The organism is Pseudomonas sp. SIMBA_067 (genome assembly GCF_046534675.1).
Classification (GTDB): domain Bacteria; phylum Pseudomonadota; class Gammaproteobacteria; order Pseudomonadales; family Pseudomonadaceae; genus Aquipseudomonas; species Aquipseudomonas putida.
The window spans coordinates 1-20,138 of the sequence record NZ_JAWRYH010000021.1 but is presented as its reverse complement, the minus strand read 5'-3'; the positions used below and the strand labels follow the sequence as shown (position 1 = coordinate 20,138).

General features: G+C 63.8%; 16 protein-coding genes and 6 tRNA genes. 2 read left to right on the top strand and 20 right to left on the bottom strand.

The window, feature by feature from the left end; all coding sequences use genetic code 11:
• Positions 1 to 93: 93 nt before the first annotated feature.
• From SB765_RS27430 to leuC, 9 genes are all read right to left on the bottom strand, one after another.
• Positions 94 to 714 (bottom strand): phosphoribosylanthranilate isomerase, encoded by a 621-nt coding sequence (locus SB765_RS27430; RefSeq protein WP_016500862.1) that lies wholly within the window; start codon positions 712 to 714, stop codon positions 94 to 96.
• Between the two features lie 61 nt (positions 715 to 775).
• Positions 776 to 1,636 carry a tRNA pseudouridine(38-40) synthase TruA gene (gene truA / locus SB765_RS27425; protein WP_410932241.1) on the bottom strand — a complete coding sequence of 287 codons (861 nt, stop codon included), beginning with the start codon at positions 1,634 to 1,636 and terminating at the stop codon, positions 776 to 778.
• A gap of 194 nt (positions 1,637 to 1,830) precedes the next feature.
• A complete protein-coding gene (locus SB765_RS27420; protein ID WP_410932240.1) occupies positions 1,831 to 4,542 on the bottom strand; it encodes a FimV/HubP family polar landmark protein in 2,712 nt (903 codons plus the stop codon).
• 71 nt (positions 4,543 to 4,613) lie between these two features.
• Complete coding sequence (locus tag SB765_RS27415) at positions 4,614 to 5,618, bottom strand: aspartate-semialdehyde dehydrogenase (protein ID WP_016500865.1); 1,005 nt, start codon at positions 5,616 to 5,618, stop codon at positions 4,614 to 4,616.
• Positions 5,619 to 5,871: 253 nt separating this feature from the next.
• Positions 5,872 to 6,984, bottom strand: a complete 1,113-nt coding sequence (asd, locus tag SB765_RS27410; RefSeq protein ID WP_019473016.1) for an aspartate-semialdehyde dehydrogenase — start codon at positions 6,982 to 6,984, stop codon at positions 5,872 to 5,874.
• Positions 6,985 to 7,047: 63 nt separating this feature from the next.
• Positions 7,048 to 8,130, bottom strand: a complete 1,083-nt coding sequence (leuB, locus tag SB765_RS27405) for a 3-isopropylmalate dehydrogenase (protein WP_410911340.1) — start codon at positions 8,128 to 8,130, stop codon at positions 7,048 to 7,050.
• 54 nt (positions 8,131 to 8,184) lie between these two features.
• A complete protein-coding gene (locus SB765_RS27400; protein ID WP_410932239.1) occupies positions 8,185 to 8,949 on the bottom strand; it encodes a class I SAM-dependent methyltransferase in 765 nt (254 codons plus the stop codon).
• A 146-nt stretch (positions 8,950 to 9,095) separates the two neighbouring features.
• Positions 9,096 to 9,740: a 3-isopropylmalate dehydratase small subunit gene (leuD, locus tag SB765_RS27395; RefSeq protein WP_341797967.1), complete on the bottom strand. Its 645-nt coding sequence runs from the start codon at positions 9,738 to 9,740 to the stop codon at positions 9,096 to 9,098.
• Complete coding sequence (gene leuC / locus SB765_RS27390) at positions 9,737 to 11,170, bottom strand: 3-isopropylmalate dehydratase large subunit (protein ID WP_016500870.1); 1,434 nt, start codon at positions 11,168 to 11,170, stop codon at positions 9,737 to 9,739. Before leuC ends, leuD begins: the two co-directional genes overlap by 4 nt.
• Positions 11,171 to 11,301: 131 nt before the next feature.
• Between leuC and SB765_RS27385 the strand changes: the two genes are divergently transcribed.
• Together SB765_RS27385 and SB765_RS27380 are read left to right on the top strand one after the other, a co-directional pair.
• A complete protein-coding gene (locus SB765_RS27385; protein ID WP_341797966.1) occupies positions 11,302 to 12,180 on the top strand; it encodes a LysR family transcriptional regulator in 879 nt (292 codons plus the stop codon).
• A gap of 61 nt (positions 12,181 to 12,241) precedes the next feature.
• A complete protein-coding gene (locus tag SB765_RS27380; RefSeq protein WP_341797965.1) occupies positions 12,242 to 15,538 on the top strand; it encodes a PAS domain S-box protein in 3,297 nt (1,098 codons plus the stop codon).
• A 61-nt stretch (positions 15,539 to 15,599) separates the two neighbouring features.
• Here SB765_RS27380 and SB765_RS27375 read toward each other — a convergent pair whose 3' ends face one another.
• From SB765_RS27375 to SB765_RS27325, 11 genes are all read right to left on the bottom strand, one after another.
• Positions 15,600 to 16,043 (bottom strand): Hsp20 family protein, encoded by a 444-nt coding sequence (locus SB765_RS27375; protein WP_041168109.1) that lies wholly within the window; start codon positions 16,041 to 16,043, stop codon positions 15,600 to 15,602.
• A gap of 225 nt (positions 16,044 to 16,268) precedes the next feature.
• On the bottom strand, positions 16,269 to 17,240 hold the full coding sequence (locus tag SB765_RS27370) for a tRNA dihydrouridine synthase (RefSeq protein ID WP_410932238.1): 972 nt from the start codon (positions 17,238 to 17,240) through the stop codon (positions 16,269 to 16,271).
• Positions 17,241 to 17,290: 50 nt separating this feature from the next.
• On the bottom strand, positions 17,291 to 17,725 hold the full coding sequence (locus SB765_RS27365) for an acyl-CoA thioesterase (protein WP_016500875.1): 435 nt from the start codon (positions 17,723 to 17,725) through the stop codon (positions 17,291 to 17,293).
• Positions 17,726 to 17,880: 155 nt separating this feature from the next.
• The gene (locus SB765_RS27360) at positions 17,881 to 18,714 is read right to left on the bottom strand and encodes an alpha/beta fold hydrolase (RefSeq protein ID WP_338746527.1); all 834 of its coding nucleotides are present in this window, start codon (positions 18,712 to 18,714) and stop codon (positions 17,881 to 17,883) included.
• A 15-nt stretch (positions 18,715 to 18,729) separates the two neighbouring features.
• Positions 18,730 to 19,269 (bottom strand): TetR/AcrR family transcriptional regulator, encoded by a 540-nt coding sequence (locus SB765_RS27355; protein ID WP_049274396.1) that lies wholly within the window; start codon positions 19,267 to 19,269, stop codon positions 18,730 to 18,732.
• A 172-nt stretch (positions 19,270 to 19,441) separates the two neighbouring features.
• Positions 19,442 to 19,517 (bottom strand) — tRNA-Glu (locus SB765_RS27350).
• A 42-nt stretch (positions 19,518 to 19,559) separates the two neighbouring features.
• Positions 19,560 to 19,635: transfer RNA gene (locus tag SB765_RS27345), tRNA-Ala, on the bottom strand.
• 61 nt (positions 19,636 to 19,696) lie between these two features.
• Positions 19,697 to 19,772 (bottom strand) — tRNA-Glu (locus SB765_RS27340).
• Between the two features lie 42 nt (positions 19,773 to 19,814).
• A tRNA-Ala gene (locus tag SB765_RS27335) sits at positions 19,815 to 19,890 on the bottom strand.
• Between the two features lie 53 nt (positions 19,891 to 19,943).
• A tRNA-Glu gene (locus SB765_RS27330) sits at positions 19,944 to 20,019 on the bottom strand.
• A 42-nt stretch (positions 20,020 to 20,061) separates the two neighbouring features.
• Positions 20,062 to 20,137, bottom strand: a tRNA-Ala gene (locus SB765_RS27325).
• Between the last annotated feature and the right edge of the window lies 1 nt (position 20,138).

Genomic DNA, 20,138 nt, shown 5'->3' with positions numbered 1-20,138 from the left:
CCGCTAATGTGTTGTTGTGCCGCCACCGGCGGCTGCCCCGCGGGGCTGCGAAAGCTATGGACGATGGCGCGCAGCCAGCCGTCACATCTGCCATCACGCCTGTTTCACCGCCTGCATGAAGGCCTCGATTTTCGCCGCGTCCTTGATGCCCTTGGCCTGCTCCACACCACCGCTGACATCCACCGCATAAGGCCGCACCTGGGCGATGGCCTGGCCGACGTTATCGGCCGACAACCCGCCCGCCAGGATGATGGGCTTGCTCAGGTGTGCCGGCACCAGTGACCAGTCGAACGCTTCACCGGTTCCCCCGGGTACGCCTGCGACGTAGGTGTCCAGCAATATGCCGCGGGCCCCTGCGTAAAGCTGGCAGGCCGCTTCCAGGTCATCGCCCGGGCGCACACGCAGGGCCTTTATCCAGGGGCGGTGGTAGCCTTCGCAGTCTTGCGGGGTTTCATCGCCGTGGAACTGTAGCAGGTCCAGCGGAACCACTTCGAGGATCTCGTTCAGCTCGCAACGCGAAGCGTTGACGAACAGCCCGACCGTGGTCACGAACGGTGGCAACTCGGCAATGATCGCCCGTGCCTGGCGCACGTCAACGGCTCGCGGGCTCTTGGCGTAGAAGACAAAGCCGATGGCATCGGCACCCGCTTCGGCAGCGGCCAGTGCGTCTTCGATTCGGGTAATCCCGCAGATCTTGCTGCGAACATTGCTCATGGACAGCGAACCCTGATTGTTACGGTGAAAGGCCGGATGTTAGCAAATGGCTTTTCGTCCGTCAGTCTGCCAACGCTTCGTAGCCGGTCAAAAAGTGTGGGCCGATGTAACGCTGGGGCAGCACATATTCCTCGGGGTACTCCACCTTGACCAGGTAAAGCCCGTACGGATGGGCGGTGACCCCGGCTTCACGGCGGTCGCGCCCTTCCAGCACTTCACGCGCCCAGGTGACCGGGCGCTCGCCGGCGCCGATGGCTGTCAGCACACCGACAATGTTACGCACCATGTGGTGCAGGAAGGCGGTGGCGCGCACGTCCAGCACGATCATCTGGCCATGGCGGGTAACGCGCAGGTGGTAGATGTGCTTGATCGGCGACTTGGCCTGGCACTGGCTGGCGCGGAAGGCGCTGAAATCGTGGGTGCCAAGCAGGAACTGCGCCGCTTCGGTCATGCGCTCGACATCCAGCGGGCGGTGGTTCCAAGTCACTTCCTCGGCCAGGTGCGCCGGGCGGATCGGGTCGTTGTAGATGACGTAGCGGTAGCGCCGGGCACACGCCTTGAAGCGGGCATGGAAGTCGGCCGGCATCGGCCGCGACCAGACCACGCTAATGTCGTGCGGCAGGTTGAAGTTGGTGCCCAAGGTCCAGGCGCGCTCGTCGCGTACGGCGCGGGTATCGAAATGCACGATCTGGCCGCAGCCATGCACGCCGGCATCGGTACGCCCGGCGCAGATCACCGAAATCGGTTCGTTGGCGACCTTGGACAACGCTTGTTCCAGCGCTTGCTGGACACTGGGCACTCCACTGGCCTGACGCTGCCAGCCGCGATAGCGGGCGCCCTTGTATTCCACGCCCAGGGCGATTCGGGAGTAGCCTTCGGCCGCGGATTCGGCGGCAGCGGTGTCGATGATGTCCAAGCGCATGAAACCTGTGGGGTGTACGGAATGGCGGGGATTATAACGACAACGGCAGCCTTGTAGGGCTGCCATTGGAGGTGTGTAGCGCTTGCGGGCGTCTTCGCGGGCGCGCCCGCTCCCACAGGTTACTCACAAGGTCGAAGACTTGTGGAGACCCTGTGGGAGCGGGCAAGCCCGCGAAGAGGCCTGCCCTGCTTGCATCAGACCAGGCGAGAGAGCATGTCCTCGGCTTCCTGGCGCTGGGTGTCGTCGCCGTCCTTGACCACTTCATCAAGGATATCGCGCGCGCCCTGGTTGTCGCCCATGTCGATGTAGGCGCGGGCCAGGTCGAGCTTGGTGGCTACTTCGTCACTGCCGGAGAAGAAGTCGAAGTCCAAGTCGTCCAAGGGCTCGGGCTCAGGCTGCGCAACCGCGTCCTCGCTGGTGAAGTGCGGCTCCAGCGATGGCGATTCGAGGCTCTGCGACAGCTTGTCCAGCTCGGCGTTGACGTCGTCCAGCTCCGAGGCAAAGCTTTTGGCGGCCGGCGAATCGTCGTCCAGCGACAGCGACAGGTCGAAGTCCGACGGCATGTCGAACTCGGAAACCGGGTCAAACTCCGACACGCCGTCGAAGGCAGCCAGTTCGGCGGCGATGTCCACCGGGGCCTCTTCCACTGCTTGCGGGGCGGCCGGGGCAACCGGCTCAGTGACATCGAGGTCGAAATCGGACAGGTCCACCGCAGGCTGTGGCTCTGCCTGGGCCAGCATGGCCTCGAAATCAGCGTCGGCGTCGGCTTGCAGTTCGGCATCCACGGCAAACGGCTGCTCTTCTGGCTGAACCTCTTCCAGCGCTGGCTCATCCAGCACAGGCTCGGCAATTACCAGCTCGTCGGGTACAGGTTCCTGTGCCGCCGGCTCGTCCAGCAACGGCGCTGCCAGCGGGTCTTCTTCCGGCAGGTCTTCACCCAGGCTCAGGTCAAAGTCACTGTCCAGGCCTTGCTCATCCAGGCCCGGCGCATCAAGGGTCGGCACTTCTTCGAACGCATCCAGCTCGGCTTCTGGCTCTGCTTGCGCCAAAACCTCCGGCTCAGCGTCTGCCTCTGGCGCGAACTCAGGCACCACATCGGCAACCACCGGCGCCTCAGGCTCGTCGTGCAGCAGCTCCTGCACGTACTGCTCATCCATTTCGGCAGCCAGTGCCGCCGCACCCAGGCCGGCCGCGGCCAGGCCAAGCATGGCCGGGTAGCGCTCTTTCAGGTCGGCAACCTGGGCAGTGTTCTGCTCGCTGGCCGGCAGCTTGCGCTCCTGTTCGGCGAACGCGCTCTGGTCACCCTGGCGGGCGTACACATCCATCAGTTTCAGGCGCAGGTCGTCACGCTCTGGCGCGGCGGCCACAGCGGGCTCCAGCAGTTCGGTGGCGCGATTCAGGCGGCCTTCGGCCAGGCATTCATGGACTTCCGCCAGCAGCGCGGCGTGCGGGTCGGCGTGCGGCTCAGGCTCAAGGTCTGCCTCGGCGACTGGCGCTGCCACTTTTTCCGCAGCAACGGCAGCGGCAGCCGAAGCTGCGACCACAGCGGGCGACAAGGTCACGCTCGGCTCCGAGACTTCGACGCCGTCGAGGCTCTCGGTATCAGTGTCAAAACCTGGGGCTTGCTCTTCTTCCAGCGCCCGCGCCATGCGCAGGTGCTTTTCAGCTTCTTGCTGGGCCTTGCGCTTGCGCGCCAGCAACCACAGCAGCAACGCCAGCACCAGAATGCTGGAGCCGGCAATCAACCCAAGCAGCCACGGGTTGCCCAGGACCTGGTCGAGTGCACTGTTCGGCTGGGTGGCTGGCGCAGGCTTGGCGGCCGGCACCGGCTTGGGCGCGGTATCCACAGCAGCTGGTGCCGGCTTGACCACCGGCTGGGCTGCCGCTGCCGGGGCGGCTGCACCCTGGGCTTCAAGGCGCGCCAGCTGGTCGTTCTTCAGCTCGATCAGACGCTGCAGCTTGTCCAGCTGGCTCTGCAGGTCGGTCATGCGGCTTTTCAGTTCGTCGTTGTCGCGGCGGCTGGTGTCCAGGCTTTCCTGGGCCACGGCCAGCTTGTCGTTGAGTGCCTTGGCCTGGCCGGCACCGGTCTGGTTACCCGGGCTTACCAGGCGCAGGTTGTCACCCTGGGCGATGCGCGCCGGGGCAGCTTCGGCGGCGCCACGGCGGGTAGCGTCGAGCTGGCGGGCACGCGGGCCCAGGCGGCGGCCTTCACGCCAGGCGGCATACTGTTCGGCCACCTCGCTGTTTGCCTCGCCCTGGGCAATGCTCTGGATCTGCTGCTGGTCGGGCAGGCGCAGTACCTGGCCAACTTTCAGCTGGTTGATGTTGTTGCCGATGAAGGCGTCGGGGTTCAGCGCCTGGATCGCGATCATGGTCTGCTGGATCGAGCCACCCTGGGTGTTGCGGGCAGCAATTTGCCACAGGGTGTCGCGGCGCTGGGTGGTGTAGCTGCTGGCACCGGTTGTGGCCGGTGTGACATTACCTGCTGCTGGCTTGTCGCCCTGGGCCTTGGCCTGGTCGAGCAGCACGCTGTAGTCGCGCAGCAGGCGGCCCTGCGGCCACATCACCTGGACCAGGAACTTGACCACTGGCCCCGGCAGCGGCTGGCTGGAGGTAACACGCAGCACGCTCTTGCCGTTGGGGTTGATCACCGGTGTGAAGGTCAGGTCTTCGAGGTAGGTCGGAAACGCCACCCCGGCCTTGCTGAACTCTTCCGGTGGCGCCAGGCTTGGCGCCACTTCGGCGGCCTTGAGGTCGCGCACGTCGAGCAATTCGATCTCGGCGTCCAGCGGCTGATTCTGTGCCGACTTCAGGGTCAGCTCCCCCAGGCCCAGCGCATTCGCCATGCCAGACGACAGCGCGGATGCTGCAGCCATGGCCAGAACCAGTTTGCGAATTCGAAGCATGACCTCTTCCCTTGTATGAATCGTCCCGAAACCTGCAAGCAGAGCAGGACAAAAGTGCTCGCCAGTATCTTTTACGGCATCTGTTTAATCAACAATTGTGCCACTTGCACGGCATTGAGCGCGGCGCCTTTGCGCACGTTGTCGGTGGTCAGCCAGAGGTTGAGCTGCTGGTCTTCATCAACACCGTGACGTACACGACCAACATAGACCACGTCTTGGCCCACTGCGTCACCGACCGGGGTCGGATAATCATCACGTTCCACCAGCTCGACACTATCAGCTGCCTCCAGTGCCTGGTTGACCGCTGCCAGGTCGACCGGGCGACGGCTCTGCACGGCCACACTGAAGCTATCGCCGAAAAACACCGGGACTTGAACGCAGCTCACGGAAATCTTCAATTCAGGCATGCCCAGCAGCACGCGCAACTCGCTGACCAGGCGGCGCTCCGGCGCTGTATGGCCTTGCTCATCGGCGGCCCCCACCTGGGCCAGCAGGTTGAATGCCACCTGGCGGTCGAAGAAACGCGGCTCCAGTGGCCGGGCATTGAGCAGTTCGGCCGTTTGCCGGGCCAGTTCGCTGACCGCTTCGCGGCCTTGCGCGGACACCGCCAGCGACGCCATCACCTGCACCCGCTCAATGTCCAGCAGGCCCTTGAGCGGTGCCAGCGCAACCGCCACGGCAACCGCGGCCGAGCATGGGCTGACGATGCGCGCCGGCAGCGTCAGGCCAGCCAGGCGCTCTGCGTTGGCCTCAGGCACCAGGGCCAGGGCGTCGTCCAGGCCACCAGACAGGTCGATCACCGTGCAGCCCGCCTGCAGCGCCTTGCTGGCAAAGCTGCGGCTGACTGCGGCGCCAGTGGCGAAGAAGGCCAGCTTGACCTGGGCAAAGTCGAAGCTGTCCACTTCACGCACCTTGAGCTTCTTGCCGGCGAACATCACGCTGCTGCCTGCCGACTCCATGCTGGCCAGCAGGTGCAGGGTGGCGACCGGGAACGCCAGCTCTTCGAGGATCTGCACCAAGGCTTCACCGACGCTGCCGGTGGCGCCGACGACGGCGATGTCCAAAGGGTGTGTCATGGTAGGGATCCTCTTGCAGAAAACGGCGGGGGCGGCACTTTACTCGGATTGTAGGGTTTTGTCTGTGCTGGCCGTATCTTCGTCGCTGTGGGTTGCGTGAGGGCTAGCGGGGATGGCTTGGGATTTGCGGTGTTTGTGATATCGAGCGCCGCGCGGGCGGCGCTCGATCTCACCGGCACTAAAAATGCTGTGGCGAACACTCAAAAAAAACCCGCGCTGTCGCCAGCGCGGGTTTTTAGTCAAAGCAGAACGATCAACGCTCCAGCAGGATCCGCAGCATGCGGCGCAGCGGTTCGGCAGCACCCCACAGCAGCTGGTCACCCACGGTGAAAGCGCCCAGGTACTGCGAGCCCATGTTCAGCTTGCGCAGGCGGCCAACCGGGATGTTCAGGGTGCCGGTGACCTTGGTTGGGGTCAGTTCCTGCATGCTGATTTCACGCTGGTTCGGCACCAGTTTCACCCAAGGGTTGTGCTGGCTGATCATGCCTTCGATGTCGGCGATCGGCACATCCTTGTTCAGCTTGATGGTCAGCGCCTGGCTGTGGCAACGCATGGCGCCGATGCGCACGCAGATGCCGTCGACCGGGATCGGGCTCTTGAAGCGGCCGAGGATCTTGTTGGTCTCGGCCTGGGCCTTCCACTCTTCACGGCTCTGGCCGTTCGGCAGTTCCTTGTCGATCCACGGGATCAGGCTACCCGCCAGTGGCACGCCAAAGTTCTCGGTCGGGAAGGCTTCGCTGCGCATGGCCTCGGCAACCTTGCGGTCGATGTCGAGGATGGCGCTGGCCGGGTTGGCCAGGTCGTCGGCAACGGCGGCGTGGGTGGCACCCATCTGCTTGATCAGCTCGCGCATGTTCTGCGCGCCGGCACCCGAGGCTGCCTGGTAGGTCATGGCGCTCATCCACTCGACCAGGCCGGCTTCGAACAGGCCACCCAGGCCCATCAGCATCAGGCTGACGGTGCAGTTGCCGCCGATGTAGTTCTTGGTACCGGCGTCCAGCTGCTGGTCGATGACCTTGCGGTTGACCGGGTCGAGGACGATCACGGCGTCATCCTGCATACGCAGGGACGAGGCAGCATCGATCCAGTAACCCTGCCAGCCGGCTTCACGCAGCTTGGGGAAGACCTCGTTGGTATAGTCGCCGCCCTGGCAGGTCAGGATAACGTCGAGGGTCTTGAGTTCTTCAATCGAATACGCGTCCTTGAGCGGCGCTGTATCCTTGCCCACGTTCGGGCCTTGGCCACCCACGTTGGAAGTAGTGAAGAACACCGGCTCGATAAGGTCGAAATCCTGCTCCTCCAGCATCCGCTGCATGAGCACGGAACCGACCATACCGCGCCAACCGATCAGACCTACACGTTTCATCGCAACTACACCTTTGCTAAAAGTGGGCCGCCACCGGGAATTTGGGGTGGCGGGCCAGAGAGATTACAGATTCCGCAGCGCTGCGACTACTGCGTCGCCCATTTCCTGCGTACCAACTTTGCGGCAGCCTTCCGAGTAGATGTCGCCGGTGCGCAAACCCTGGTCCAGAACCAGGCTAACGGCCTTCTCGATCGCGTCGGCGGCGGCCAACTGATTGAAGCTGTAACGCAGCATCATCGACACCGAAAGGATGGTCGCCAGCGGGTTGGCGATGCCAAGGCCGGCGATGTCCGGCGCCGAGCCGTGGCACGGCTCGTACATGCCCTTGTTGTCGGCATCCAGCGATGCAGAAGGCAGCATGCCGATGGAACCGGTCAGCATGGAAGCTTCATCCGACAGAATGTCACCGAACATGTTGTCGGTCACCATCACGTCGAACTGCTTGGGTGCACGTACCAGCTGCATGGCAGCGTTGTCGACGTACATGTGGCTCAGTTCGACATCCGGGTAGTCCTTGGCCACGTCTTCGACCACTTCACGCCACAGCTGGCTGGACGCCAGGACGTTGGCCTTGTCCACCGAGCACAGCTTCTTGCCGCGCACGCGGGCCATGTCGAAGCCGACACGGGCAATGCGGCGCACTTCGCTTTCGCTGTACGGCAGGGTGTCGTAGGCCTGGCGCTCGCCGCCTTCCAGCTCGCGCTGGCCACGCGGGGCACCGAAGTAGATGCCACCGGTCAGCTCACGGACGATGAGGATGTCCAGGCCCGAAACGATTTCCGGCTTCAGCGACGAGGCATCGGCCAGTTGCGGGTAGAGGATGGCCGGGCGCAGGTTGGCGAACAGGCCCAGTTGCGAACGGATTTTCAGCAGGCCGCGCTCCGGGCGGATGTCACGCTCGATCTTGTCCCACTTCGGGCCACCCACGGCGCCCAGCAGCACGGCATCGGCCTTGCGCGCACGCTCCAGGGTTTCGTCGGCCAGCGGCACACCGTGCTTGTCGATGGCCGCGCCACCGATCACGTCGTGCTCCAGGCTGAAGCCGAGCTGGAACTTGTCGTTGGCCAGTTCCAGCACCTTGACCGCTTCGGCCATGATTTCCGGGCCGATACCGTCACCTGGGAGAATCAGAATCTGCTTGCTCATGCTTTCCTCTATTCATTCACGCGGTGCGGCCAGACGGGCCCCACCGAAAAGTGCTTAACGCTCGGCCCACAACACCAGCACATCGGTGCTGAACGAGCCATCGGCCTCGATCTGGTAATACTGCCGTACTTCTTCACCCATGGCTTGCTGCAATTGGCGGATGGCCACGCGCATCGGCTCGGGGGTACGCATGCGCTCGACCCAGCTAGTGAACTCCAGGCGCAGCGGCTGGCGCGTGTGGCTGCGCACATGCAGGCCGGCTTCGCTGACCTGGCGCTGCCATTCGGCAGCGGAGTAGTCGCGCACATGGCTGGTGTCGCGCAGCACTTCGACCGTTTGCAGGTAGGTGTCGAGCAGCGGGCTGCCGGGCGACATCACGTCGATGAACGCCGCCACGCCACCTGGCTTGAGCACCCGGCGCACTTCGCGCAGGGCCAGGCCCACGTCGCTCCAGTGGTGGGCCGAGTAGCGGCTGAAGACGAAGTCGAACGAGGCATCGGCGAACGGCAAGCGTTCGGCAGCACCACGCTCGGTGGTGATATTGGCCAGGCCGCGCTCGGCGGCGGCGCTGGCGACCACGTCGAGCATGGATTGCGAGAGGTCATAGGCGACCACCTCGGCAACCAGCGGGGCGACGTGGAAACTGACATGACCGGCACCGCAGCCCAGGTCCAGCACGCGGGCATGCGCCTGCCCCGCCAGCTCGGCCTGCAACAGGGCGAATTCACTGCCCTGGGCGTGCACGGCGCTGCTGAGGTAGGCGCTGGCCTGTTCGCCGAACTGGCGCTGGACCACGTCGGTGTGTTGGGTGCTGGTCATGTCTAAATCCTTTTGGTCTTGGGTTGTTTTTACTGGCCCTATCGCCGGCAAGCCAGCTCCACAGGAAACCAACAGCATTCAGGCCTGTGGTGATCCTGTGGGAGCTGGCTTGCCGGCGATGAGGCCAGCAAACTCACCTACATCACTCAGGCATCACGGAACAGCCAAGGCTGGCTGGCGCGGTGCTTGCCTTCGAAGGCCTTGATCGCATCGCTGTCCTGCAGGGTCAGGCCGATATCGTCAAGGCCGTTGAGCAGGCAGTGTTTGCGGAACGCATCGATCTCGAAGTGCAGCACCTTGCCATCCGGGCGGGTCACCGCCTGCGCTTGCAGGTCGACGGTCAGCTGGTAGCCCGGGTTGGCTTCGACCTGCTTGAACAGCTCGTCCACTTCTTCATCGCTGAGGATGATCGGCAACAGTCCGTTCTTGAAGCTGTTGTTGAAGAAGATGTCGGCAAAGCTCGGCGCAATGATGCTGCGGAAGCCGTACTCATCCAGTGCCCACGGGGCGTGCTCACGGCTGGAGCCGCAACCGAAGTTCTCCCGCGCCAGCAACACGCTGGCACCCTGGTAGCGTTCGTGGTTGAGCACGAAATCCTGGTTGAGCGGGCGCTTGCTGTTGTCCTGGTAGGGCTGGCCCACGTCCAGGTAGCGCCATTCGTCGAACAGGTTAGGGCCAAAGCCGGTGCGTTTGATCGACTTCAGAAACTGCTTGGGGATGATCTGGTCGGTGTCGACGTTGGCACGGTCCAACGGCGCGACGAGGCCAGTGTGCTGGGTAAAGGCTTTCATGCTGCGCTCCCTTGGATCAACTCGCGGACATCGATGAAGTGGCCGGTCACTGCGGCAGCGGCCGCCATGGCCGGGCTGACCAGGTGGGTACGGCCACCGGCGCCCTGACGGCCTTCGAAGTTGCGGTTGGAGGTGGACGCGCAATGCTCGCCGCTCTCCAGACGGTCCGGGTTCATCGCCAGGCACATCGAACAGCCTGGCTCACGCCATTCGAAACCGGCTTCGACGAAGATCTTGTCCAGGCCTTCGCGCTCGGCCTGGGCCTTGACCAGGCCCGAGCCCGGCACGACGATGGCTTGCTTGACGGTAGCGGCGACCTTGCGGCCCTTGGCGATTTCGGCCGCGGCGCGCAGGTCTTCGATACGCGAGTTGGTGCACGAGCCGATGAACACGCGGTCCAGCTGGATGTCGGTGATCGCCTGGTTGGCGGTCAGGCCCATGTACTTCAAGGCACGCTCGATCGAACCACGCTTGACCAGGTCGGCTTCGGCAGCCGGGTCCGGCACGCGCTGGTCGACGGCCAACACCATCTCGGGCGAGGTGCCCCAGCTGACCTGTGGCTTGATCTGGCTGGCATCCAGCTCGACCACGGTGTCGAACACGGCATCGTCATCCGACACCAGGTCTTTCCACGACTCGACCGCTTGCTTCCACTGCTCGCCCTTCGGCGCATACGGGCGGCCTTCGACATAGGCAACGGTGGTGGCGTCAGTGGCCACCAGGCCCACACGGGCACCGGCCTCGATGGACATGTTGCAGATGGTCATCCGGCCTTCCATCGACAATTCGCGGATGGCGCTGCCGGCGAACTCCATGGCGTGGCCGTTGCCACCGGCGGTGCCGATCTTGCCGATCACGGCCAGGACGATGTCCTTGGCGGTAACGCCGGCAGGCAACTGGCCTTCCACGCGCACCAGCATGTTCTTCATCTTCTTGGCGACCAGGCACTGGGTGGCGAGCACGTGCTCAACCTCGGAAGTACCAATGCCGTGGGCCAAGGCGCCGAAGGCGCCATGGGTGGAGGTGTGCGAGTCGCCGCAGACCACGGTCATGCCAGGCAAGGTGGCCCCCTGCTCCGGGCTGATGACGTGGACGATGCCCTGGCGTTCGTCATTCATCTTGAATTCGACGATGCCGTATTCGTCACAGTTTTCGTCAAGGGTCTGCACCTGCAGGCGCGACACCTGGTCGACGATGGCCTCGATACCGCCCTTGCGCTCTGGCGTGGTCGGCACGTTGTGGTCGGGGGTGGCGATGTTGGTGTCGATGCGCCACGGTTTGCGGTTGGCCAGGCGCAGGCCTTCGAAGGCCTGGGGCGACGTCACTTCGTGGATGATGTGGCGGTCGATGTAGATCAAGGACGAGCCGTCATCACGGCGCTTGACCTCATGGGCTTCCCAGAGTTTGTCGTAGAGCGTTTTGCCAGCCATCAGACTGTTCCTCATCAGCGTCTTTCTATGCCAAAGACCCCTTGGCTTGTACGGACGATGCTATGGGGTTAGATTGAATAACTCAAATTCATAATTTTTATGCTTTGGATAACCCAAAGGAATACGACTACATGGACCTGGCCAACCTCAGTGCCTTTATCGCCATTGCCGAAACCGGCAGCTTTTCCGGGGCTGCCGAACGGCTGTTCCTGACCCAGCCGGCCATCAGCAAACGCATCGCCGGGCTGGAGCAGCAACTGGGTGTACGGCTGTTCGACCGCCTGGGCCGCGAGGTGACTTTGACCGAGGCTGGGCGCGCCCTGCTGCCACGGGCCTACCAGATCCTCAATGTCCTTGATGATACCCGACGCGCGCTGACCAATCTGACCGGGGCCGTGAGCGGTCGTCTGACCCTGGCCACCAGCCACCACATCGGCCTGCACCGCCTGCCACCACTGCTGCGGACGTTCACCCGCCAGTACCCGGCCGTGGCGCTGGATATTCAGTTTCTGGATTCCGAACAGGCCTACGACGAAATTCTGCATGGCCGCGCCGAAATTGCCGTGATCACCCTGGCGCCCGACCCGCATCACCTGGTCAAAGCCGTGCCGGTGTGGGACGACGCCCTGGACTTCGTCGCCGCCCCCGAGCACCCGCTGGCCAACAACCATGAGGTCAGCCTGGCGGATGTCGCCCGCCACCCGGCGGTATTCCCTGGCGGCAACACCTTCACCCACCATATTGTCCAGCGCCTGTTCGAAAGCCAGGGCCTGACGCCGAACATCGCCATGAGCACCAACTACCTGGAAACCATCAAGATGATGGTATCGATCGGCCTGGCCTGGAGCGTATTGCCACGCACCATGCTCGACGAACAGGTTGCACCCATCGCCTTGCCGGGCATACAGCTGTCGCGCCAGCTAGGCTACATCTTGCACACGGAGCGAACGCTATCGAACGCGGCCAGGGCATTCATGGCCCTGCTCGACAGCCACGCAGGGCCCGCCTGACCGGCCGTCAGCCCGGTACTTCCAATTCAAGGACGCGTCATACGCCAAAGGTCTGGTACCGATGCCCAAATCAGCAAACCGCTTTTTGCGCCTGCCGCGTATCCCAGCGGCCGATCCCCAAGAGTCGGAACAGGCCTGGCAAAACGCCCCACAACTGCTGGCCGCCCTCAACGGTGCGCGCCTGGGGGCTTGGCTATGGGATATCGAAAGCGGCCGGGTCAGCTGGTCACGGGGCACCCAGGCCCTGTTCGGCTTCGACCCGCAGCGGCCGTTGCCCGCCGATGTCGACTACCTCGACCTGCTGCCCGAGGAAGACCGCGCGCGCACGCGCCAGGTATTCCAGGCGGTATTCAACGGCGAGCCGGTGGAACAGGCCATGCGTCACCGTATTCGCTGGCCGGACGGTAGCCTGCACTGGCTGGAGATCAACGGTAGCCTGACCCACGACCAGCATGGCCGGCCACAAATGATCGGGGTGATCCGCGAAATCACTCGCCAGCGCGAACGGGAAACAGCGCTGATCAATTCGGAAAAGCGCTTCGCCACCCTGTTCCACCTCAGCCCCAACGCCATTCTTCTCACCCGCCGCCACGACGGCATGATCTTCGAGGTCAACCAGCACTTCGAAGACATGTTTGGCTGGCCGGGCAGCCAGGTAATAGGCAAGACCAGCCTGGAGCTGGGCCTGTGGGTCAACCCCGAACAGCGCCACCAGGTGATGGAGTCGACCCGCGCCAGCGGCGGCCCGCTGATCATGGAGGTGCAGTTCCGCGCCACCAGCGGCAAGGTGCACGACGGCATACTCTGCACCCAGGGCATCGAACTGGAGGGCGTCACCTTCCTGATCAGCACCTTTGTCGACACCACCGAACGCAAGCGCGCCGAGCAGGCCCTGAAGGACAGCCAGGAGCGCCTGGACCTGGCCCTGGACTCGGCGCAGCTGGGCACCTGGGACTGGCACATCCCCAGCGGCATGCTCTACGGCTCGGCCCGCGCCGCGCAGCTGCACGGCCTGCCGCCCACCCCTTTTCACGAATCGTTCGATGCGTTTTTCGAGGGGGTGCCAGAGCAGGAACGCAACTCGATGCGCCAGGCCTACCGCAGCCTGCGCGAAGGGCCCGCCGGGAACTACCAGATCACCTACCGGGTGCAGCTGGAAAGCGGCATTTCGCGTTACATCGAAAGCCGTGCACGGCTGTACCGCGACGAGCAGGGCAACCCGCTGCGCATGGCCGGTACCCTGCTCGACATCACCGACCAGGTGGAGCGCGAGCAGCGCCTGAGCGCCTCGGAAGAGAAGTTCGCGAGCCTGTTCCAGGTCAGCCCCGACCCGATCTGCGTGACCCGCCAGGATACCGGCCAGTTCATCGAGATCAACCCGGCGTTCAGCCAGACCTTTGGCTGGGACAGCGGCCAGGTGATCGGCCGCACCGCCGAGGAAATCGGCCTGTGGGCCGAGTCCATCGAGCGTGCGCAACGTATCGAGCGGGTGATCCGCGAACAGGCCTTGAGCAACGTCGCCGTGGTGGTCAACCACCGCAACGGCACCCCGTTGACCTGCGTGATCTCCAGCCGCCTGATCACCGTTGACGACCAGCCCTGCAGCGTTACCACCCTGCGCGACATCACCCAGCAGCAACGCGCCGAGGCGGCGCTCAAATCCAGCGAAGAGAAGTTTGCCAAGGCCTTCCACTCCAGCCCCGACGCCATCACCATCACCGAACGCCACAGCGGCCGTTACCTGGAAATCAACGACGGCTTCTGCCGCCTGACCGGCTACAGCGCCGCCGATGTGGTCGGCCACACGGTGTACGAAATCGGTATCTGGGCCGACGACAAGCAGCGCAGCGCGTTGCTGGCCGAATTGCGCGACCGCGGCCGGGTGCATCACCGGGAAATGCTCGGCCGTAACAAGCGCGGCGATATCCTCACCGTTGAAGTCTCTGTCGAGCCGATCACCCTCAACGAAGTCGACTGCCTGCTATTGACTGCCCGCGACGTCAGCCAGTTGAAGAACGCCCAGGCGCAGATCCGCCACCTGGCCTATCACGACCCGTTGACCAACCTGCCCAACCGCGCCCTGCTGATGGACCGCCTGAGCCAGCAGATCGCCCTGCTCAAGCGCCATAACCTGCGCGGCGCCCTGCTGTTCCTCGACCTCGACCACTTCAAGCACATCAACGACTCACTGGGCCACCCGGTGGGCGACACGGTGCTGAAGATCATCACCGCCCGCCTGGAAGCCAGTGTGCGCCTGGAGGACACCGTGGCCCGCCTGGGTGGCGACGAGTTCGTGGTACTGCTCAGCGGCCTGGAGGGCAGCCGTGAGGTGGTGGAGGAAAAAGTGCGCGAACTGGCCGACACGCTGCGTGAGCTGCTGGCCGAACCGATGTCACTGGATGGCCAGCGCCTGCAGGTAACACCCAGCATCGGCGTGGCGCTGATCCCCGACCACGGCACCACCCCGGCCGATCTGCTCAAGCGTGCCGATATCGCCCTTTACCGGGCAAAGGACTCCGGGCGCAACACCACCCAGCTGTTCCATACCACCATGCAGAAGGCCGCCAGCGAACGCCTGCGCATGGAAAACGACCTGCGCCTGGCCTTGGCCCGGGGCGAACTGGCGCTGCACTTCCAGCCGCAGGTGGATGCCCGCGACAACCGTATCGTCGGCGCCGAGGTGCTGCTGCGCTGGCACCACCCGCAACTGGGCCAGCAACCGCCCGCGCAGTTCATTCAGGTACTGGAAGAAAGCGGCCTGATCCTGGAAGTTGGCAGCTGGATCCTTGACGAAGCCTGCGATGCCTGCGCACGCATGCTGGCCGACGGGCTGATCGACGCCGATGATTTCAGCCTGTGCGTGAACATCAGCCCGCGGCAGTTCCGCCAGAACAACTTTGTCGAGCGCGTGCTGCGCAGCCTGGACGATTACCGGCTGCCTCGGCACATGCTCAAGCTGGAGATCACCGAAGGCATCGTCATCCAGAACCTGGAAGACACCATCAGCAAGATGCGCGAACTGAAGCGTTACGGGGTGAGTTTTGCCATGGATGACTTTGGCACTGGATATTCGTCGCTGACTTACCTCAAGCGCCTGCCGGTCGATGCGCTGAAGATCGACCAGACCTTCGTGCGCGACGCACCGTTCGACCCCAACGACGCTGAAATCGTCCGAGCCATTGTCGCCATGGCCCGCAGCCTCGACCTGGCAGTGATTGCCGAGGGGGTGGAGCTGACCGAGCAACTTGAGTTTCTCGAACAGCTGGGCTGTCACCTGTACCAGGGCTACCTGCACAGCCGGCCGCTGCCGTTGCCGGAATTTCGCAAGTTGTTGCTGGAGGCGCCGGCAGACTACTGAAGCAGATGCAGGCGACTACAAAAAAGGGCACCCGAGGGTGCCCTTTATCATTGCAGCGTGATCAGTTCAGCGCTGGTTTTTCGCCATTGATCGGGATGCGCTTGGCCTTGGCTTCTTCAGGCACGATGCGCAGCAGGTCGATGCTGAGCAGGCCGTTGGCCAGGCCGGCGGCTTTCACTTCGATATGGTCGGCCAGGCGGAACGACAGCTTGAAGGCGCGTTGCGCGATACCCTGATGCAGGTAGGTCACTTCAGTGGCGCTATTGTCGCGCTTGCCACCGGTTACGGTCAGGACACCTTTCTCGACCTGCAGGTCGAGGTCCTGCTCCTGGAAACCGGCTGCGGCAACCACGATGCGGTAGTGGTCCTCGCCATGCTTTTCCACGTTGTAGGGCGGGTAGCTGCTACCGGCCTCATTGCGTGCCGCGGATTCGAACAGGTCGTTGAAACGGTCGAAACCAACGGAATGGCGGAACAGTGGAGCAAGAGAGAAAGCGGTAGTCATGGTCATAAACTCCTGAGATTCAGCAAGTAAGTCACTACGCGACCCGACTTCGGCATCGCGTACTCAAGAGATATGGACGAGGGAAAAGCTTTCAAGGGGCCAGGGGTAAAAAATTTGAAATCGGTGCAGCCCTTTTCGCGGGCATGCCCGCTCCCACAGGATCACCACAGGCCTCAGGACCAGTGCCCTACCTGTGGGAGCGGGCGCGCCCGCGAAGAGGCCAGCTCAGGCAACACAGGCCTCCAAAGCCTGCACCTCCACCCCCAGCAGCCGGCTGATCCGTGCGCAGTCATCCTCCCGGCGCAACTCGGCAAACAACACCACCGCTTCGGGGTAACTGCGGGTCAGCATCGCCAACCACTGCTTCATCCGCCCCGGCGCATAGCGCGGTGACAGTTTGGCCTGGGCCTGACGCCAGAACTCGCGCAACAACGGCAGCAGGTCATCCCAGCTCATCGGCTGATAGTCACGCCCGTCACGCGCCGCGGCAATCTGCAGGCCCAGGTCAGGGCGCGATACCAGCCCTCGGCCCAGCATGATGTCTTTGGCCCCACTGACCTCACGGCAGCGGCGCCAGTCATCGACGGTCCAGATCTCGCCATTGGCGAACACCGGCACCTTGACCACATCCTGCACCCGCGCCACCCACTCCCAATGCGCCGGCGGCTTGTAGCCTTCGACCTTGGTCCGCGCATGCACCACCAGATGCGCCGAGCCCCCCTCTGCCAGGGCCGTGGCACACTCCAGCGCGCCGTCGGGGCTGTCGAAGCCCAGGCGCATCTTCGAAGTGACCGGGATATGCGCTGGTACCGCGCGGCGCACCTCACGCACGATGGCGTGCAGCAACTCCGGCTCTTTGAGCAGCACGGCACCACCCCGTGACTTGTTCACGGTCTTGGCCGGGCAGCCGAAGTTCAGGTCTATCACGGGCGCACCCAGCTCACAGGCCAGCGCCGCGTTTTCCGCCAGGCACACCGGGTCCGAACCCAGCAACTGCACGCGCATGGGCACCCCGGCGGCCGTGCGCGCACCCTGGCGCAACTCGGGCGCCAGCTTGTCGAACGAGGACGCCGGCAGCAGGCGGTCGCACACGCGAATGAACTCGGTGACGCACCAGTCGATACCGCCCACGCGGGTCAATACGTCGCGCAGGATGTTGTCAACCAGCCCCTCCATGGGGGCCAGGGCAATTTGCATGTCGGGGTCTCGGCGGAAAAGCCGGCAGTCTAACAAAAATTGCCGGCGATTCAGGCGCCGATCAGCGCCGGACCGTAACCTTCGACGAATTCCGCCGGCATGCGCTTGGGCTTGCCACTGGACAGCTCGATGCAGGCAAAGGTGGTTTGCGCGCGCAACAGGGTTACCCCGTCACGCGGGCGCTTGAGCTGAAAGCGCCGGGTCATGCGCAGGCGCTGGTCCCAGTCGATGATCCAGGTGGCCAGTTGCAGTTCGTCGTCCTCATAGGCGGCGGCCAGGTAGTCGATTTCGTGGCGCACCACAGCCATCGCCCGGTCCAGGCGCCGATACTCGGCCAGGTCCAGGCCTAACCGCTGGGAGTGACGCCAGGCGCACCGCTCCAGCCAGGTGACGTACACCGCGTTGTTTGCGTGGCCTAGGCCGTCGATATCCTCGCTACCGACGCGCAGGTCGATGACGAAGGGTGTTGCCAGGTCCCAGCTCATGCACACTCCTGAGAATCGAAAATGTAACCCTCCCCTGTAGGAGCAGCCTTGTGCTGCGAAGAGGCCATTACGGCCACAACAGATGCGCTGCTCCTAAGGGCCTCTTCGCAGCACAAGGCTGCTCCTACAGGATTCGCACAGAGTGTAACGGATGCTCAAGCGCTTTGGCGCGCCGGCGAAGCTGCCCTGGCCAGCAGTTCGAGCACGCCTTCACTCACGCGCGGGTCGGACAGCACTCGCTGGTGGCCACCCTCCTCCAGCAGCATCAGGCGGCTATCGAACCAGGCCTTGTGAATAACCTGGGCTTCATCGGCGGCCACCAGGGCATCATCGGCGGCATGCACCACCAACCCCGGAAGCTCCAGCTGGTAACCGGTAACATCCAGCCGCGCGATCTGCATGCCCACATCCCGCTCAACCTGGCGAATGAACGCCGCCCGCGCGCGCGCCGGCATCCCCAGGCGATGGGCAAAACCGCGCAGCACGCCCAGCAGCCGCGCCGGCGCGGCAATGCTGACCGCGGCCTGCGCGCGCAGCCCCATCTGCAAGGCCAGCAGCACACTGGCACCGCCCATGGAGTGGCCAATGACCGCACGCAACGGCGGCAGCTCGGCAGCGGCCTCCAGCAGCGCCCGGGCAAACAACACCACATTTGCCTGCTCGCCAGGCGAACGGCCATGGCCCGGCCCTTCCAGCGACACCACCGTGTGCCCGGCCTGGACCAAGGTCTCGATCAAGGCGGCAAACTGGGTCGGGCGCCCTTCCCAGCCGTGCATCAGCAGCACGGTCGGGCCTTTGCCCCAGCGCAAGGCAGACAACCCGAAGCGCAGGGTGATGCGCTCGGCGCTGGCCAGCACGGGCAGCTCCCAATCCCGAGGCGGCAGATTGCGCGGGGTCATGAAGGCACGGCGCATCTTGCCCGCGACATGCTCGGGGGCCAGGCGGCCCAGGGTGCCATTGACACCACGAATCCAGCTCAGGGTAGTCATCGCCATGCTCCAGGGTTAAAGCACCGCCGATTTGGCGGCGCGCAGAATACGGTCAGACAGCTCGCTGGTGCCCAAGGCGCGGGCCAGGGCAAGGCCACCGACCATGAGCGCCAGGTCGGCCAGGGCCTTGTCGGCATCTTCAGGGCGGTCGACCATGGCTGCAGTCATCAGCTCGATGTGCTCGGCCAATACCTCGCGGAAGACCTCCGGAAGGCGCTGCATCTCGCCCAGCGAGTTGGGCAGCGGGCAGGCATGCACCTCGGCATCCCGGTGTTTGCGCGACAGGTAGAAGGCACTGGCCAGCGCTCGGCGGCCCGCACCATCGAGGTTGGGGTCGATCTGGGCGAGCAAGGCGCGGCGCTCACCCAACAGCTGGCGGAACGCTTCGAGCATCAGCTCGTCCTTGCTGTCGAAGTGGGCATAGAAACCGCCGACGGTCAGCCCTGCTGCGCCCATCACCTGGCTGACGCTGGGCTCGGCCGGGCCGTGCTGGATCAGCGCGCTGCGTGCCGCTTCCAGAATGCGCTCGCGGGTTCTGCTCTTCTTGTCGCTCATCAGGCACTCGCCATTCAAAATATGATGTTCGAAATATTATCAATATCATATTTTTTGGCAAGCGTAATTTCACGCCACTTGTCAGCTGCGAAATGTTCGGAAGGGAGAAAAAACAAAAGGCTCATTCAATAAGCGAATGAGCCTTTAAAGTCCCGCAAAACGCGGGTAAAGATGGCGTCCCCTAGGGGACTCGAACCCCTGTTACCGCCGTGAAAGGGCGGTGTCCTAGGCCACTAGACGAAGGGGACGTAACCTTCGCGAAGATTCACTTGCGTGAACCCTGGCAGAAATGGTGGAGCTAAGCGGGATCGAACCGCTGACCTCCTGCATGCCATGCAGGCGCTCTCCCAGCTGAGCTATAGCCCCGAAACAAAAGGCTCATCAATAATCGACGAGCCTTTTTAAGCCCTGCAAAACGCAGGAAAAGTGGCGTCCCCTAGGGGACTCGAACCCCTGTTACCGCCGTGAAAGGGCGGTGTCCTAGGCCACTAGACGAAGGGGACGTAACCTTCGTGCCGGCCCGCTTACGCGAACCGCGGCAAAATTGGTGGAGCTAAGCGGGATCGAACCGCTGACCTCCTGCATGCCATGCAGGCGCTCTCCCAGCTGAGCTATAGCCCCGGGTTTCTAGCCTCGCGGCCCAGCGACATCATGAAACATCGCTTGTGTAAAACTGGCGTCCCCTAGGGGACTCGAACCCCTGTTACCGCCGTGAAAGGGCGGTGTCCTAGGCCACTAGACGAAGGGGACGTAACCTTCGTGCCGGCCCGCTTACGCGAACCGCGGCAAAATTGGTGGAGCTAAGCGGGATCGAACCGCTGACCTCCTGCATGCCATGCAGGCGCTCTCCCAGCTGAGCTATAGCCCCG